Here is a 16,560-nt window from a genome sequence, read left to right on the forward strand (position 1 = left end):
GTGCGACGGACGAACCTCCTCGTCCCGTTCGTCCAACAATTTGCCGATCTCCCGGCGACTAGGCGGCGATCTTCTCGATCAGTCCGCGCAGCACGTCTTTTTCCTGCGGCTTCAGATCCGTCAGCGGCGGACGAAGTGGGCCGGGTGTCCGTCCTATGACTTCGACGCCTGCCTTGATGATCGACACCGGATAACCTTGTTCTCGATCGCGCAAAGCCGCGAAGGGGAAGAAGAAGTTGTGCAGGATTTCTTCCATTGCGGCGCGATCGCTTGTCCGCATCGCCATGTAGAAGCGCTGTGCCAATTCCGGCACGAAGTTGAAGACCGCAGAGGAATACGTCGTCACTCCGGCGCCGTTGAAGCCTTCGGCAAAGAGCTCATGCGTGGGCATGCCACCGATGTAGCAGAGCCGATCGCCAAGTTTTGCGGTGACGTGGCGGACAAGATCGATCTTGCCAGTGCCGTCCTTGAAGCCGATGAGGTTTGGGCACGCGTCGGCAAGGCGAGCAACCGTGTCGGCATTGGCGACCGAGTTCGCACGGTTGTAGATGATGACGCCGAGGCCGGTGGATTCGCACACGGCTTTGACATGCCGGAATATCCCTTCTTGGGAGGCTTCCATCAGATAATGAGGCAGAAGCAAAAGACCGTCGGCCCCCGCAGCCTCGGCGCGGCGAGCAATTTCCGTGGCGAGCGCCGTGCCGTAGCCACAGCCGGCGATGATAGGCACGTCTCCTGAGGCATCCTTGGCCGCGCGGGTAACATCGGCGACCTCTTCCGGCGACAGGGAGAAGAATTCACCCGTGCCGCCAGCCGCGAACAGGGCAGCGGCACCGAACCCCGAGAGCCATGCCACATGCGCGCGATAGCTTTCGAGATTGAGGCTGAAATCCTCGTTGAAATGTGTGACCGGAAACGACAGCAGCCCTGAAGCGACACGCGACTTGATTTCATCTGGCGACAAAGGAACTCATCCCGCAAATTAATATGATGTCATTTCGATTCATATGATGAGTATCCGGGCGAGTCAACCGCCGGTGTTGTCCTGGTTTGTCGAGCGCCGGACGGTGAGGGTGCGATAGCGCTTTATCCCCGTCACCAGATGGCGGCGCATCGCCTCACGCGCCTTTTCCGGGTCGCGGGCGAGAATCGCATCCGCGATTTCCCTGTGCTCCTCCAGAATCGGATGGTCGCGATTGGGCAAGGGGTCGATGCCACCCATCATCGTCTTGAACTTCACCCGCGGGATCATCCTCCGGCCGACATGTTCGAGGAATGCCTTGAACCTGGCGTTGTTCGTTGCGGTGGCGATCGCCATGTGGAACTGGAAGTCCGCCTCGTCGGTGGGTTGCCCTTGCGCCATGAGTTCGGCGAACCTTTCGACCTGGGCCTCGATTTCGGCCTCCTGCGCCGGCGAACTGCGGGCTGCGGCAAGGCCGGCTGCCTCGACTTCGATGCCGATGCGCAGCTCGAGCTCTTCGATGATGTCCGAGATCTTGTTCGTTTCGTCGGTGAAGAGCTTCAATCCCTCGTCGACGGGCTTCGGGCCGAGAACGAAGACGCCGGCGCCTTGCCGCGATTCCACCAGCCCATCAGCGCGAAGCGCGGCAATGGCCTCCCGGACCACAGTGCGGCTGAATCCGAACCGGTCAATCAGCGCGGGTTCTGTCGGCAATTTGTCGCCAGGCGCATAAAAGCCGGCTTCGATCTGGCCGCGCAGCGCATCTGCGACCTGAGAAACGAATGACCTGCGGGATGTTCGATGTTCGACCTGCTGCATGGGTCCTCCAAACTTTGCCGGGTCATGAGGATCCATACTCCCAGTGCGGGTCAAAAGCGAGATCATCATATGAAATTTGTCAAAGCCCTCAGGTCATCATATGGCTTTCTGCGCTCGCTTGCTGATGCGGCCACGGCGATCATCGACAGCGTGCCGACTTTCAGGCCGCGGCCGTCGGCAGGTGATCGCGGATCCACCTGACGATCTGCCCCGCCGTCATGGCGCCGGATGTGCGCGCAACCTCCTGGCCGCTATGGAAGAGGATCATGGTCGGGATGCTGCGAATGCCGAGCCTGGCTGCAACGGCCTGCTCATTGTCGGAATTGAGCTTGATCAGGCGAACGTGCGGCTCCAGTTCGTTTGCTGCTGCTTCATAGGCCGGCGCCATCATCTTGCAGGGGCCGCACCACGGTGCCCAGATGTCGACGACAACGGGGAGACTGCTTCGTTTGACCTGGCGATCGAAGCTCTGTGCGTCGACGTCTGCCGGGTGACCCGAGAACAGTTTAGAGCCGCACTTTCCGCATTTCGCGTCCCCGGCATCCCGTCCCGGCGGCAGGCGATTGACCCCGCCGCATTTGCCGCAAACCACCAGTTTTTCCAGCGTCATGCCCATTCACCCATCTTTATGCGCGTCGCCGTCACGATGCTGTCTTGAGTGCAGTACCCTGCGCAGGAGCGGCCGCGTCCGAAACGCTCGCCAACTCGGCGGCGATGTCGGCGAGCTTTCGATCGGCGTCGACCTTGCGCCAGGTGGACGGGGTGGCCTTTCGTTGCAATTGCCGCGACAAGATATCGACAGTGGCGTCGGAAGGACCGCCGCTGCGCTCGCTCACCCGCTGCCAAAGAACGAGCGGATCCGCCTCCAGCCAGAATCCGGCGAAAGCAACGTCTCTGCCGTACACCTTCTCGATGCGGTCGCGATCGGCCGGCCTGTCGAAGACGGCATCGGCGACCACCGAACCGCCTTGGGAAAGGATCAAGTCGGCGCGCCATGCCATTTCGCGGTAGACGCGGTCGGACACCTCCGGTCGATAAGCCCTGTCCGGCAGCTTCGTCTCGGCCGGTACCCCATGCATCGCTTTGCGGATGCGATCGCTCTCGACAATGCGGGCGCCGGGCGGCGCGCCGACATGCGCGGCGAGTGCCTCGGCAACGGCCGTCTTGCCGGAACCACTCAAGCCGCCGATAGCGATCAGCCGAGGAGGCCTTGCCTGGAGAAGTGTTCGGGCAAGCTCGAAATAGGATCTCGCCTCGGCAATCAGCCCGCCGGAATCGGCACTGCCTTCCTCGATCTGGGTTGCGGTGACGTGCGCGCGCACTGCGGCCCGCACTGCCATGAAAAACGGCAGGAGAATGAAGCCGTCCTCGTCGTCTGCCTCGTCGAGGTAGCGGTTCATCACCAGGTTGGCGAGTTCCGGAAAGCCGCGATGCCAGAGGTCCATCAGCAGGAAGGCCAGATCGTAAAGCACATCGATGCTGGCGATCTGGTCGTTGAATTCGATGCAATCGAAGAGGCGGGGCTCTCCGTCGAAGAGACAGATGTTGCGCAGATGCAGATCGCCGTGGCATCGCCGGATCTTGCCTGCCGCTTCCCGCCGGTCGAGCAGTTCGCGATGACGGGCGAGGGCGGTGCTGAAAATCCCGGTGAATGCGTTGATCTCGGCTTCGTCGAAAACATGGCTGGTGGCAAAGCCGGCTTCGTTGATGGCGAGCACGCCTGCCAGGTTCGAGGATCCGCTGCCCTTGTGGACCTCCGGCGCGCCGCGATGATAGCGCACGATCATGCGCGCGACCGCCGTCATCAGCGCAGGCGTCAGTTCGCCACCGACTGCCATTCGATCGAGCAGCTTCGACTGGTGGAAGCGGACCATTTCGATCGTCGCATCGACCAGTTCGCCGCTCCCGTCGAAGGCGAGCTTGCCGTCGGCCTCTCGCGTGACGCGCCGCACACCCAGATAGAGGCCGGGCGCGGTCTTGGAGTTAAGCTCCACCTCCTTCTCGCAAGCGGCGAGCCGCAGCACCGGGGTCGAGAAGTCGACATAGGGCAGCTTTACAGCTCGCTTGATCTTGTAGGCGCGCTGGCCAACCAGGAAGATACGCGAGATATGGGTTTCGATCGCCTCGACCGGCCCAGTCTCGCCATATGCGGCAGGGTCCATCAACATCGCGACCACGGATTCCTGATCTTCGACGATCATCGGATGCCTCTTTGTTTGTATCCACCCTGGAATCCGATGGGCGTGGTCGCTGAAATTCCGCGCCATCGGGCCCTTCCTGCTGCAGCGTCTGGATATAACCAGCCAAGTCACGGATGCGTTCCCTAGTGCGACTTCTCCGGCGTTCGGCCGTATTTGTTGGCGTCCTTCGGAAGACCTTGGCGGCCCCACAACGGCATATCGCGATCGCCATGTTTCGGCACGACGTAGCGGCCTGCGCCTGTTAGCGTCGGCACGTGGGCATGTTGATACGGATCAAAATGATGCGCGGCGACGTTCTTGTCGCAGCGCTAGGAACGCGCCGAGCCGTCTCGCTGTTGTTGCAACGACGATTGGACTTTGAGGATCGGGAGCAGCCGCTATGGCTTTCAGGACGATACTTACCGTTGCGGGACCGAACAAGGGTGACGGTGATCTCAAGCTCGCCGCCGGCCTGTGCACCGAAATCGGCGCCCATCTTGCGGTTCTGGTCGTTGCCGTAGCTGCGCCGCCACCGGTCGGGGAGTATGCCGCAGTCGTTTCGGAAGCCTGGCTCGAGGAGCGTCGGGCCGACGAGAATCTGTTGAAGAAGCGAACCGCTGCCGTGTCGGCTTTTCTCGCCGGCAGGGTGCTTTCGGCCGATGTCTCCAACGAATATCCGGAAGCCGGCTGGGCCGACGACACCATTGGCCGCCGTGCCCGCTACGCCGACATTACGGTTATTGGACCGGAGTTGCTTGCCAATGAAACGCTGAAAAGCAAAGCGATCGAAGGCGCGTTGTTTTCTTCAGGAAAGCCCTTGCTGCTCATCCCCGTGGGATCGCGGCCGACACTGAAGCCGAAACGCGTTCTGATTGCATGGGACGCTCGTCTGGAGTCGTCGCGTGCCGTCCGCGAATCTCTCGACATGCTGCCAGGTGCCGAAGAGGTGCACCTTGTCATGGTCGATCCGGTGGAGGACCAGTACCGTCACGGGGCCGAACCCGGAGCCGACGCCGCTGCCTATCTCGCGCGGCATGGCGTGAATGTCACGGTCGACCGGCTGCCCAGCTTGGACCGTTTAGTCGCCGACGTGCTTCGCAGGCACGCGGTCGACATCGCCGCCGATCTGATGGTGATGGGCGCCTATGGTCATTCCCGGTTGCGCGAGCGCATCTTCGGCGGCGTCACCATCTCGATGCTTGAAGACCCGTCGATGCCGATCCTTATGGCGCGTTAACCGCCGGCCATACGGCATGGTCAGGCCCGAAAACGCGCAGAAGGGTTCGGCTTGTGAGTGAGTTTCAGGTGGGAGGCGGCTTCGGGAAAAAGCTAAGTGCTTGTTTTTTCTGGTCGGAGTGGCAGGATTTGAACCTGCGACCCCATCGTCCCGAACAATGTGCGCTACCAGGCTGCGCTACACTCCGTGACCAGACCGCGGGCTTATAGCCGCCGCACTTCGTTCCTGAACGCGTCGAGTCAGAAGCCGCGACCAATTGACCCGACACCCGCGCTTGCGCTGGCACGGGACAGGCCTAGGCTCCCCTTCGGGATCAAGCGTTGCCACGGAACATTGCCGATGACCGACAAGACACATTTCGCGCAGAAACCTGTTCTGGCGCTGAAACCCCTCAATGCTCCGGGCAACAGCTTTACGGGTCTCTTCTCCGGCCACATCGACGGCACAAGCTTCGAGCGGGTTCAGTTCGACTGGGAGCACCTGGGCCGCGGCCGCTACGACATCGTCCTCTTCCACTGGCCGACTGAATTCTTTCGGCCGAGCAGCCGCAAGGCGACACTCAAGCTTCTCGGCCGCATGCTCTGGGACAGGGTCTTTCACGGAACCAGGTTTCTGTGGGTGGTACACAACTTGGAGCCCCATGACGGCGGCAGCTTGAAATCGGGGCTGACCACCTACCTGTTTCTGAAGCTGCTCGACGGCGTGATCCTCCTCTCCGAACATTCCCGCCGCGAGTTGCATCGCCTGCATCCCGCGGCCCGTTCGCTCGCCACGCTGGTCACGGTCCATGGTCGTTATGAATCGGTCGCCGAACCGCCGCGGGACGCCAGACCATCCGAGCGACACAACAGGCTTCTCTTCTTCGGACTGATCAGGGAGTACAAGAACGTCGAAAAGCTGGTTACCGAGGCCCGCAAGGCGACGGCCGCGTTTTCGCTCACGGTGATCGGCGTTTGCCCGGAAGAGGATCTCGAACGCAGGATCCGCACAGCCGCGGGCGACGACAAGCGGATCAAGCTGGACATCCGAAGGGAGTTCGTGCCGGACGACGAGTTAGAGCGCGTCATCGATTCACACGACGCCGTCGTGCTGCCATACCGCAACATCCTGAACAGCGGCGTCGCCTTGCATTCGCTCGGCCGCAACAAGCCGCTCCTGGCCCCGCGGATCGGCAGCCTGCCGGAGCTTCAGGAGGTGGTCGGAGCGGAGTGGGTGCATCTGTTCGACGGCGAAATATCGGCCGCCACTCTCGAGAGCTTCCTCGCCGCACTCCGCAAGTCCACGTCGCCGCGCCCGGATCTGTCGCCATTTGAGTGGACGAGGGTCGGATCGGATGTCACGCGCTTCCTGAAATCGCTGACCGCGCGGCGCGCTGCTGTCGAGCCGACCCCGACGGCCTCTCAGCAATCCCAGAGATCGTAGGGGAAGCTCGCCTTCAGCCTCGCGAGATCTGGCCGGGCCGTGCCCATCGGGCTCGCGCGGACGGCCTCCTCGCGCGATCGCGTGATGTCCAGTTGCGCGCGGCCGACGCCGAGGACATAGTCCTCATATTTCAGTGTGTTTTCTTCTTCCGACAGGCGCAGGTACGTACAGGGAATGCCGAACGCGTCGGCAATAACCAGCCCGTGGAGCGAGCTCGAGATGACATGGCTCGCTTCCGAAATGCGCCGTACCACGCTCGCCCAATGGTCGAGTGGAGAGACGACGTTTTCCCATCCCTCCATCTTCGGCAGGTCGTGCAAGTTGGGGACGAACGCGACCGGCGTCTTGCGCTCGGCAGGTTTCGGAAAACGGGAACCCAGAAGATCGGCAACGAGGATCCCGGGGTCGCCGAACACCTCGGGCACGTCGATGCCACGCCGCATGAGAAAATCGCGGGTGAGGGGACCACGGACGGCGCGCACGTCGAGCGAGCTGAACACGTGCCGTTCGTCTCGGATCTTGCCGTTGATGCCGGAACCCCAGACGACGTCGCCGTTGCGCGCGAAATGCAGGATCGAGCCTATGCCCAGGAGCCTCACCGGCCTCGGACGTTCCTCGTCCAGGAAGCAGCCGGCGTCGGCCGCCATCTTGTTGACAATCACCGAGGAGAGATAGTCGCCGAAGTTCACGCCGAGGGGCGACTTCCAGTAGAACAGCTCGATCGTGTTCGGCTGGAACGGGGGAGGGGGCACGTAGCCTCTGTCCCGTCGAGCAAGACCGCGCACCTTGCGGACAATTTTCCTCACACCTTGAGCCACGGCGGCCTCTTCCAGCAAAACGAACACCTCTTCCCTCGGGCTTGCTCTCTGCCAGACCCGCCACCGGAAGCGGTGTAGCACATTCGACCGCGGGTGTTGCCTCATTCTCGACCAACGCGAGCCGTTGTGCAGTGCGGCAAATCGGCGCCACCGCAAATGTGAAAAATCCGCTCCGCGCCGGCTCTCCACGGTAATTGTGCGGTGCGGCAAATGGGCGCTGATCTTTGTTCTCGTTACCCGTCTTCGTTCGCGGTATAAGCGCTGCGGCTCGGGGTGCAACAAGAGCGCCAAATGGCGCTGAGAGTATCGGGAATCGCCTGCAGCATGAGCAGTATCACCGGGCGGCTCATCAAGGGAAGCATGTGGCTCAGCCTGTCGCGAGCGATCGTGAACGGGCTGGCGACGCTCAGCACCTTCGTGCTGGCGTGGTACCTCTCGCCTGCCGATTTCGGCCTCGTTGCATTGGCGACGACGATGCTCCTGATCGTCACCACAGTCACCGAACTCTCGCTCACCCAGGCGCTCATCCGACATGAGGCGCCCACCGAATCGCATTTCAGCGCTGCCTGGACCCTCAATGCCACGCGCGGACTGATACTGTGCCTTTTCTTCGCGGCCTGTGCCTGGCCGGCATCGGTGGTCTATGAAGACCCGCGCCTGTCCGGCGTCATGGTTGCGCTGGGCTTCAGCGTGCTGCTCGGCAGCATGACGAATCCGCGGCTGATCATGCTGCAGCGCAAGCTGATCTTCTGGCAGGAATTCGTGCTGAGCGTTTCGCAGAAGTTCGTCGGGGTCGTCGTGGCGGTGGCCATCGCGATGATCTTCCACAGCTACTGGGCCCTCGTGGTGGGTACCCTCGTGAGCCAGGCGACCTATCTCGTCACCTCCTATCTGGTGGTGCCGTTCCGCCCGAGGATCGTCTTCAAGCACATGCGGGAGTTCTTCTCTTTCTCGGCCTGGTTGACGGCCGGCCAGATCGTCAACACGCTCAACTGGCGCTTCGACCACCTGCTGATCGGCAAGGTGCTCGGCAATGCGCAGCTTGGCTACTACACCTTCGGCAGCAATCTCGCCCGCCTGCCGACACGCGAGGCGACGGCGCCGCTCACCCAGACGATCTACCCGAGCTTCGCCACAATTCGCGACGACCCAGGCCGCCTCGCCGCCGCCTATCAGCGCGTCCAGGCACTTGTCGCCGCGATCGCGCTTCCTGCCGGCATCGGCGTCGCGCTGATCGCCGATCCCCTGGTCAGGCTGACGCTGGGTGAAAAATGGGCGCCGGCAATCTTCATCATCCAGTCGCTCGCCTCGGTGTACGCCCTGCAGACGCTGGGCTCGCTGGTGCAGCCGCTCGGCATGGCGAAGGGCAAGACGAGGCTTCTATTCGTCCGGGACACGCAGATGCTGTTCGTCCGCGTACCGATCATCTTCGGCGCCCTCATGCTCTACGGGCTCGAAGGTGTCATCTACAGCCGAGTGTTCACCGGACTGCTCGGAGCGCTCGTCAACATGGTGCTGGTCAAGCACTTCATCGGCGTAACGGTGCTGGAGCAGCTGGCCGCCAACGGGCGTGCGCTCGCAAGCATCGCGATCATGGCCGCGGGCGTCTTGTTCGCCTCGACCTGGCTGCCCGCGGCGAACGACAGCGTGGGGCTTGCCTGGCAGCTGGCGATCCTCGTTCCGTTGGGCGCGGTCCTCTATTGCGGGTCGAGCTTCGGGTTGTGGCTGTCGATGAAGCGGCCCGACGGCCCCGAGCGGGAAATCCTGAACATCTTGGGCAAGATACTGTCGAAGGTTCGCCATGGCTGAAGCTAGCACGTCGGATTTGCTGCAACACGAGCCGAACGGTCGGCCAGATGGAGGAAGAGGAATGCCAGTGGAAACGCCTCCGGTTCTGATCGACAGGTTGCAGGACATGATCCATGACTGCCTGAAGGACTATGTCCGGGCGGACGAGCCGCTGGCGATCCTCGACTTTCCGGATATCCGCAATTGCGGCGACTCAGCCATCTGGCTCGGCGAGATGGCCTACCTGAAAGACCGCTGCGACAAGCGACCGGCCTATGTCTCGCGCATGCGCGACTTCTCGGCGGAGGATCTCGAACGGGCCGTCCCGACTGGACCGATCTTCATCCATGGCGGCGGCAATTTCGGCGACCTCTGGATCACGCATCAGGATTTCCGCGAGCGCGTGCTCGAGCAATTCCCCAACCGCCGGATCATCCAGTTTCCGCAATCGATTCACTACAAGTCGCAGGAGCGCCGCGAAAGGAGCGCGCGCATCATCGGCGGGCACAAGAACTTTGTTCTCCTGGTGCGCGACGAGGAATCGAAGGCGTTCGCGGAGAAGCACTTCGATTGCGAGGTGCGGCTTTGCCCAGATATGGCATTCTGCATCGGCGCGCTCGAACCGGAAGCAGCCGAGTTTCCGGTGCTGGCGATGTTGAGGGCGGACCTAGAGAAGGCAGGTGACGCGGATCGCTCGGCCTACCCCGACATTCCGATGGAGGACTGGATCACCGAATCTGCGCGGCAGGTGCGCGTCGCCAAGGCGATTGGTGCTGCCTCCGCGCTACTGGCGCTCAAACCGGCAGAGGTGCGGCTGCGCAAGCTGGACGCGGCCGCGCACAATCGCTTCCGGCGAGGCATCCGGCAGATTTCGCGCGGGCGTGCGATCGTCACCGATCGCCTGCACGTCCATATCTGCTCGCTGCTGATCGGTCGGCCGCATGCGGTCCTCGACAACAGCTACGGCAAGATACGGCGGTTCATGGCGGCATTCTCGGGCGGAACCGACCTTTCCTACAAGGCGACCTCGCTCGACGACGGGATCGGCTGGGCGCGGCAGGCAGCCGCTGTCGCCGCGTGATCTTTGGCACGCAGAAGACATTTGCTGAGGTTGAGATGACACTCGTCACCTTCATCATTCCCGTGCGCCACCAGGACAATGCGCGCGACTGGAGCAGGCTCAAGGCGAATCTCGCCCAGACGGTTCGCTCGATATCGAGCCAGACCAACGACGACTGGCGGGGCATCATCGTCGCAAACGAGGGCGCCGATCTGCCAAATCTCCCCGAGCGCTTCAGTGTCGAACGCGTGACCTTTCCGCCAAACGATGCGCATGAGCGCGGTGGGGCGAGCAAGGAGGACTTCTACGACGCCTTCCGCGTCGACAAGGGCCGCCGCGTGCTGAAGGGCATGCTGCGGGCACGCGACAGCCGCTTCTTCATGATCGTCGACGACGACGATTTCGTGAGCGCCCGCCTTGTCCAGCACGTGTCGGAGAACCGAAACGCAAACGGATGGACCATCGACCGCGGCTATGTCTGGGACGACGGCGGCAAGCTCCTGCTCGGCTATGACGACTTTAACCATCTTTGCGGGACGTCATTGATAATCCGGTCGGACCTCTATGGTCTGCCCGACCGTTACGGGGATGCCTCTCCCGACTGGATGAAGTCGATGCTCGGCAGTCATATCCGGATTGCAGACATTCTGGCCGAGCGCGGTACGCCTCTGGCGACGCTGCCGTTTCGCGGCGCCGTCTATCGCGTCGCCCATGCCGGCTCGCACAGCAGGACGCCCGGTATCATGGCCAAGTATTTCCTGAACTGGGGCGCGCTCAAACGACCCAGGCGACTGCTTCGCAATGCCTCACGGCTGCGGCTGGTCGGTGAGGCCGCGAAACGCGAGTTCTTCGGCAAAACCGCTGTTCGCCGGGATACATGATCACCCCGGGCAGGCCAACTTGATGGGAGAGGAGAGGAGCTTCTGGTCGGAGTGGCAGGATTTGAACCTGCGACCCCATCGTCCCGAACGATGTGCGCTACCAGGCTGCGCTACACTCCGTGACCAGACCGCGGGCTTATAGCCGCCGCACTTCGTTCCTGCAAGCGCCAATGGCGGCGCTTCTGTCGCATTTCTTCCGCTTTCGCCTTAAGGTCATACGGGTTTCAGTTTCCTGCGCGATAAACACTGCTTAAAGGCTCGTGTAATAGGTATCGGCCACCCACCTTGAAACACCCTGATTCCAGCCGCTTGGAGTTGCTGTCTTGCCCCTGAAGATCGTTAGCGAAGCCCGTCCCAACACCTTCGAGTTTGAAACCTCGGCGCTGATCAAGGCGTCCGGCTTTCGTGAGTATGATGCGCGCTGGTGGTTCGGCCATCCTGGCTCTGCGGAGCCGCCTGAGCTCAACCTGATCGGTGTCCAGGCGCTGGGCATGGGGCTCGGCACGCTGATCCGGCGCCTGGGCGCCGGGCCGGATATCGTGACCGGTCATGATTTCCGCTCCTATTCGCTTGCGATCAAGCTGGCGCTGGTTTCCGGGCTGATGGCCGCCGGCGCGCGAGTTAAGGATATCGGGCTGGCGCTGTCGCCGATGGCCTATTTCGCCCAGTTCGCGCTCGATACGCCGTCCGTCGCCATGGTCACCGCTTCTCACAACGAAAACGGCTGGAGCGGCGTCAAGATGGGGGCGGCGCGCCCCTTGACCTTCGGTCCGGAGGAAATGAGCGCATTGAAGACGATCGTCCTTGCCGGCGACTTCGACCTTGTCGGCGGCGGCTCCTATGACTTCGTTGCGGATTTCCGCAAAACCTATCTGGACGACCTGACCCGGGACAAGCGCATAGCGAGAAAGCTCAAGGTGGTCGCCGCCTGCGGCAACGGCACCGCCGGCGCCTTTGCACCTGAAGCGCTGGAACGGATCGGCTGCGAGGTCATTCCGCTCGATGTCGAGCTCGATCATACGTTTCCGAACTATAATCCAAATCCCGAAGACATGAAGATGCTGCACGCCATCCGCGACAAGGTGCTGGAAACGGGAGCCGACGTCGGGCTTGGCTTCGACGGCGATGGCGACCGCTGCGGCGTGGTCGACAATGAAGGCAACGAGATCTTCGCCGACAAGGTCGGCGTCATGCTCGCCCGCGACATCGCGCGACTGCATCCCGGCTCGACCTTCGTCGTCGACGTCAAGTCGACGGGATTGTTCAACACCGACGCCGCCCTGCGTGCCGATGGCGCCGTCACCAACTATTGGAAGACCGGCCACTCCTACATAAAACGGCGCGTGGCCGAGCTCGGCGCCATCGCCGGGTTCGAGAAATCCGGTCATTTCTTCTTCAATCCGCCGATCGGGCGCGGCTATGACGATGGTCTCATCACGGCTATCGCCATCTGCCAGATGCTGGATCGCAGCCCGACCAGCAGCATGGCCGATCTCTATCGCGCCCTGCCGCTGACCTTCGGCACGCCGACCATGTCGCCGCACTGCGCCGACGAGCTGAAATACGGCGTGGTCGAGCGAGTCGTTTCCGACTTTCAGGCAATGAAGCAGGATGGCACTGTCTTCGCCGGCCAGAAGATCGCCGATCTGATCACCGTCAATGGCGTTCGCGTCGTTGCCGAGGACGGCACCTGGGGCCTGGTACGGGCGTCGTCGAACAAGCCGGAGCTGGTCGTGGTGGTAGAGAGCCCGGTGTCGTCCGAGCGGCGCCGGCAGATGTTCGAAGGCGTCGATGCGGTGCTGCGCCGCAGCCCTGAGGTCGGCGCCTACAACCAGACGTTCTAGGTTCTCTCATTTCATCGCGGCGCGAGAAAGGCCACTATGGGGAAGCGGATCACGGGTTTCCGGTTGCAGCTGGTCCGCTCCCCCAGGTTTTCATCGGCCGATGATCTCTACAGGAACTCAGGCAGCGGAATAAGCCCGCTCAAGGGCACGCCAGTCGAACTCCCGCGCCCAGTCGGCAAAACTGTGCCAGCGGACCTCCGGGAAATCTCGGTGTAAAGCCGCGATATCGACGTCATAGCCGACGCGGTCGAACCACTCGAACATCAGCGCCGTATCTTCGCTTTGTTGGCGGGCCACCGCGATTGGAATTGCCTGATAGTTGATCGGGCGGCCGATGGACTGCGAAAGGATCTTGGCCTGGTCTTCGCCGGACAATTCGCTCCCGGCGAAATCGAAGCGCTTGCCGAACACGCGCTCGCGCCGCTCGACCAGGGCGGCAACGAAGGCTCCGATATCGGCAAGTGCGACCAGCTGGAGGACACGTTTGGCAGGCATCGCAAAGGCATGCGTGCCTTGGATGAGCGCGCCGATCGACCACGGCGCGACGATATTCTCCATGAAGGCAACCGGCGCGCTGATCGTGTAGGGGATGCCGAGCCCGGCGACATGTTGCTCGACAAGATATTTGCTCTCGAAATGCGGAATGCCGGTGTTCTTGTCGGCGTCGGCAACGGATGAATAGATCAAATGCCCGACGCCGGCAGCCTTCGCCGCGTCGGCGGCAAGGATCCCCTGGCGGGTTTCCTGTGCTATGCCAGCCTCGTAGCTGTTGCCCATCAGGAACATGGTATCGACGTCTTTTGCTGCCTTCACAACGGAGGCCGTATCGCCAAGATCGCTGGCCACGATCTCGACGCCTGCCGACGCCAATTGCCGCGCAGCATCGCTGTCCGGCCTGCGCGTTAGTGCCTTGACGCGGTGCCCACTCGACAGCAAGGCACGCGCAACTGCGCCGCCTTGCTGGCCTGTGGCACCGGTCACCAGAACGCTTCGTTTGGTGGTCATGTGTTTGCTCCTTCTTTTTCCGATGGAGCAAAATTAGGGTTTGTCACATTGGTTCATAATTGCCTACAATTGGAAAACTTTGTGCCATGCAATGATACAATGCTCGATCTTAATGATATCGTGGTGTTCGCTCGCGTAGTCGAAGCTGGCAGCTTCACCGCTGCTGCGCGCATGCTTGCCATGCCCAAGACGACGGTCAGTCGACGCGTTGCCGCGCTCGAGCGTGAGGTTGGGGTTCGCCTGCTGCAGCGCACGACGCGCAGCCTCAACGTGACGGATGCCGGGCGTCTCTATTACGAGCAGAGCAGCCAGGCCCTGCGGACGATCGAGGAAGCAAATCTGCGCCTCGCGGAAGCGAGGGCGGAGCCATCGGGCACAATTCGCATCTCGGCGCCCGTTGGCTTCGGGGGTCATTTCCTCACAGCTGCTGTGGTCGACTTTCTGGCAATGTATCCGAAGACCAAAGTCGAACTTCGCCTGACTGACGACAAGCTCAACCTGGTCGAGGACGGCATAGACCTCGCTTTCCGCACCGGGGTTCTTCAGGATTCGACGCTGATCGCCCGCAAGCTCGGCTCCGCGCACAGGCTGCTCTGCGCCAGCCCGGACTATCTCGCAAGGCGCGGGATGCCGGAATGCCTGGCGGATCTCGCACACCACCAGTGCGTCATCGCAGGCCCTTCGACCTCGGGCACCCATTGGGTGCTGGACGGGCCACACGGTCAGGAAACGGTCACGGTGGCCGGGCGCTTCGCCGCTAATGAAATGCAGGCGGTCGTTGCGGCCACGCTCGCAGGCTTCGGCATCGCCCAATTGCCGCACAGCATCGCCGAGCCCCTCATCAATGGAGGGCGGCTGAGCCGCGTTCTCCGGGACTACACGACGCCGGTCGGCGGGCTGCATGTTCTATATCCGAGCAGCCGGCATCTTTCGCCCCTCGTCAAGGCATTCATCGTGCTTGCATCCGACCGGATTTCCAGTCGGGCAAATACAGCGGCTGACCAGCAGTAGCCGCGAGCCTCAATACGGGCTCGCCACATCGCCGATCTGGACATAGACCGACTTCAGCTGCGAATAGAGCGCCAGCGCCGCCAGCGAATTTTCGCGGCCGATACCGGACTGCTTGAAGCCGCCGAACGGGATTTCGACGGGGGTCAGATTGTAGGCGTTGATCCAGCAGGTGCCGGCCTGCAGCTCGGCGATGACGCGGTGGGCGCGTCGCAAGTCGCGCGTGAACACGCCGGCGGCAAGGCCGAATTCGGTGTCGTTGGCGCGATCGATCACCTCGTCCTCATCGTCGAATTTCAGCACGCTCATCACAGGCCCGAAAATCTCCTCGCGGGCGATGCGCATCGTGTCGGTGACGCCGGTGAAGACCGTCGGCTCGACGAAGAAGCCGCCTTGGAAACCCTGCAGCGAGGGCACGTTGCCGCCGCAGGCGAGCACGGCGCCATCCTGCTTGCCGGCTTCGATATAGCCGATGACCTTTTCGTGCTGGTCCTTGGAGACAAGCGGCCCCATCTGCGTCTCCTGGTCGAGCGGATCACCGATACGGATCTTCTTGGTCCGCTCGACTAGCCGTTCGACGAAACGGTCGTGGATACCCTTCTGCACGAAGACCCGCGTGCCGTTGGAGCAGATCTGGCCGGTCGAATAGAAATTGCCGAGCATGGCGCCGCCAATGGCGTTTTCGAGATCGGCGTCGTCGAAGACGATCAGCGGCGACTTGCCGCCGAGCTCCATGGTGGCATGCTTCATCTTCGAGCCGGCGAGCGACAGCACCTTGCGGCCGGTCGGCACCGAACCGGTCACCGAGACCTTGGCGACGACATCGTGCCCGACGAGGCCGGCGCCGACATCGCCGTAGCCTTGCACGACATTGAACAGCCCGTCGGGCAGCCCAGCTTCGGTATAGATTTCGGCGAGCGCCAGCGCCGACAGCGGCGTGTTCTCCGACGGCTTGAACACCATGGCGTTGCCCATGGCGAGCGCGGGTGCCGATTTCCAGCCGGCGATCTGGATCGGGTAGTTCCAGGCGCCGATACCGACGCAGACGCCGAGGGCCTCGCGCCTTGTATAGGCAAAGGGTCCGCCGAGATCGAAGGACTCGCCATTATAAGCAGCGACCGCGCCGCCGAAATATTCGAGGCAGTCGGCTGCCGATGGCGCATCCGCCACCAGCGTCTCCTGGATTGCCTTACCGGTATCCAGCGTCTCGATGCGCGCCAGGTCGGCGTTGCGCGCACGCAATATGTCGGCAGCGCGGCGCAGGATGCGCCCGCGCTCGACCGGCTTCAGCCGCGCCCAGGCCGGTTGTGCTGCACGCGCGGCTTCGATCGCGAGTTCCAGCATGTTCGGCGTCGCCGAACGCAGCATCGCGATGGTCTCGCCGGTTGCCGGATAGATCACCGGCAGCGGCGCACCTTGCTCGTCGTCGATGTAGCGTCCGTTGACATAGTGCGATGCCTTTGGCTGGGCGCGCATGGGAGCTTCTCCAAATTGTCTTTCGCCGGGGGCCGGCGGGCGGACAGTCCGCCGGATCATC

General features: G+C 62.5%; 14 protein-coding genes and 2 tRNA genes. 7 read left to right on the top strand and 9 right to left on the bottom strand.

Annotated features, from left to right (window positions below):
- Positions 1 to 58 precede the first annotated feature (58 nt).
- From kdgD to ACWUKX_RS23520, 4 genes are all read right to left on the bottom strand, one after another.
- Positions 59 to 964, bottom strand: a complete 906-nt coding sequence (gene kdgD, locus ACWUKX_RS23505; protein ID WP_456009276.1) for a 5-dehydro-4-deoxyglucarate dehydratase — start codon at positions 962 to 964, stop codon at positions 59 to 61.
- 63 nt (positions 965 to 1,027) lie between these two features.
- Positions 1,028 to 1,780: a FadR/GntR family transcriptional regulator gene (locus tag ACWUKX_RS23510; RefSeq protein WP_456009278.1), complete on the bottom strand. Its 753-nt coding sequence runs from the start codon at positions 1,778 to 1,780 to the stop codon at positions 1,028 to 1,030.
- Positions 1,781 to 1,940: 160 nt separating this feature from the next.
- Positions 1,941 to 2,390: a thioredoxin TrxC gene (gene trxC / locus ACWUKX_RS23515; RefSeq protein WP_456009314.1), complete on the bottom strand. Its 450-nt coding sequence runs from the start codon at positions 2,388 to 2,390 to the stop codon at positions 1,941 to 1,943.
- Between the two features lie 31 nt (positions 2,391 to 2,421).
- Positions 2,422 to 3,981, bottom strand: a complete 1,560-nt coding sequence (locus tag ACWUKX_RS23520) for a bifunctional aminoglycoside phosphotransferase/ATP-binding protein (RefSeq protein WP_456009280.1) — start codon at positions 3,979 to 3,981, stop codon at positions 2,422 to 2,424.
- 379 nt (positions 3,982 to 4,360) lie between these two features.
- On the opposite strand from ACWUKX_RS23520, the gene ACWUKX_RS23525 reads away from it, so the two are divergent.
- A complete protein-coding gene (locus ACWUKX_RS23525; protein WP_456009281.1) occupies positions 4,361 to 5,197 on the top strand; it encodes a universal stress protein in 837 nt (278 codons plus the stop codon).
- Positions 5,198 to 5,307: 110 nt separating this feature from the next.
- On the opposite strand, the gene ACWUKX_RS23530 is transcribed toward ACWUKX_RS23525, so the two are convergent.
- Positions 5,308 to 5,384: transfer RNA gene (locus ACWUKX_RS23530), tRNA-Pro, on the bottom strand.
- Positions 5,385 to 5,536: 152 nt separating this feature from the next.
- Here ACWUKX_RS23530 and ACWUKX_RS23535 point away from each other — a divergent pair.
- Complete coding sequence (locus ACWUKX_RS23535; RefSeq protein ID WP_456009283.1) at positions 5,537 to 6,619, top strand: hypothetical protein; 1,083 nt, start codon at positions 5,537 to 5,539, stop codon at positions 6,617 to 6,619.
- On the opposite strand, the gene ACWUKX_RS23540 is transcribed toward ACWUKX_RS23535, so the two are convergent.
- Positions 6,598 to 7,464, bottom strand: coding sequence for a polysaccharide pyruvyl transferase family protein (locus ACWUKX_RS23540; RefSeq protein ID WP_456009285.1), 867 nt, complete (start codon positions 7,462 to 7,464; stop codon positions 6,598 to 6,600). The two genes, ACWUKX_RS23535 and ACWUKX_RS23540, sit on opposite strands and share 22 nt — an antisense overlap.
- A 297-nt stretch (positions 7,465 to 7,761) precedes the next feature.
- On the opposite strand from ACWUKX_RS23540, the gene ACWUKX_RS23545 reads away from it, so the two are divergent.
- From ACWUKX_RS23545 to ACWUKX_RS23555, 3 genes are all read left to right on the top strand, one after another.
- On the top strand, positions 7,762 to 9,246 hold the full coding sequence (locus tag ACWUKX_RS23545; protein WP_455841712.1) for a lipopolysaccharide biosynthesis protein: 1,485 nt from the start codon (positions 7,762 to 7,764) through the stop codon (positions 9,244 to 9,246).
- 61 nt (positions 9,247 to 9,307) lie between these two features.
- Positions 9,308 to 10,306, top strand: coding sequence for a polysaccharide pyruvyl transferase family protein (locus ACWUKX_RS23550; protein ID WP_456009287.1), 999 nt, complete (start codon positions 9,308 to 9,310; stop codon positions 10,304 to 10,306).
- Between the two features lie 35 nt (positions 10,307 to 10,341).
- The gene (locus ACWUKX_RS23555; protein ID WP_065010395.1) at positions 10,342 to 11,166 is read left to right on the top strand and encodes a galactosyl transferase; all 825 of its coding nucleotides are present in this window, start codon (positions 10,342 to 10,344) and stop codon (positions 11,164 to 11,166) included.
- A gap of 43 nt (positions 11,167 to 11,209) precedes the next feature.
- Here ACWUKX_RS23555 and ACWUKX_RS23560 read toward each other — a convergent pair.
- Positions 11,210 to 11,286, bottom strand: a tRNA-Pro gene (locus ACWUKX_RS23560).
- Positions 11,287 to 11,489: 203 nt separating this feature from the next.
- Here ACWUKX_RS23560 and ACWUKX_RS23565 point away from each other — a divergent pair.
- A complete protein-coding gene (locus ACWUKX_RS23565; protein ID WP_456009288.1) occupies positions 11,490 to 13,010 on the top strand; it encodes a phosphomannomutase/phosphoglucomutase in 1,521 nt (506 codons plus the stop codon).
- Between the two features lie 117 nt (positions 13,011 to 13,127).
- On the opposite strand, the gene ACWUKX_RS23570 is transcribed toward ACWUKX_RS23565, so the two are convergent.
- Positions 13,128 to 14,015 carry an NmrA/HSCARG family protein gene (locus ACWUKX_RS23570; protein ID WP_456009290.1) on the bottom strand — a complete coding sequence of 296 codons (888 nt, stop codon included), beginning with the start codon at positions 14,013 to 14,015 and terminating at the stop codon, positions 13,128 to 13,130.
- 99 nt (positions 14,016 to 14,114) lie between these two features.
- Here ACWUKX_RS23570 and ACWUKX_RS23575 point away from each other — a divergent pair, with 99 nt between their 5' ends.
- On the top strand, positions 14,115 to 15,026 hold the full coding sequence (locus tag ACWUKX_RS23575) for a LysR family transcriptional regulator (RefSeq protein ID WP_456009292.1): 912 nt from the start codon (positions 14,115 to 14,117) through the stop codon (positions 15,024 to 15,026).
- 9 nt (positions 15,027 to 15,035) lie between these two features.
- Here the strand turns inward: ACWUKX_RS23575 and betB are convergent, their stop codons facing one another.
- Entirely contained in the window at positions 15,036 to 16,499 is a 1,464-nt protein-coding gene (gene betB / locus ACWUKX_RS23580; RefSeq protein WP_456009293.1) for a betaine-aldehyde dehydrogenase, read from the bottom strand.
- Between the last annotated feature and the right edge of the window lie 61 nt (positions 16,500 to 16,560).

Source organism: Mesorhizobium sp. f-mel (genome assembly GCF_053850215.1).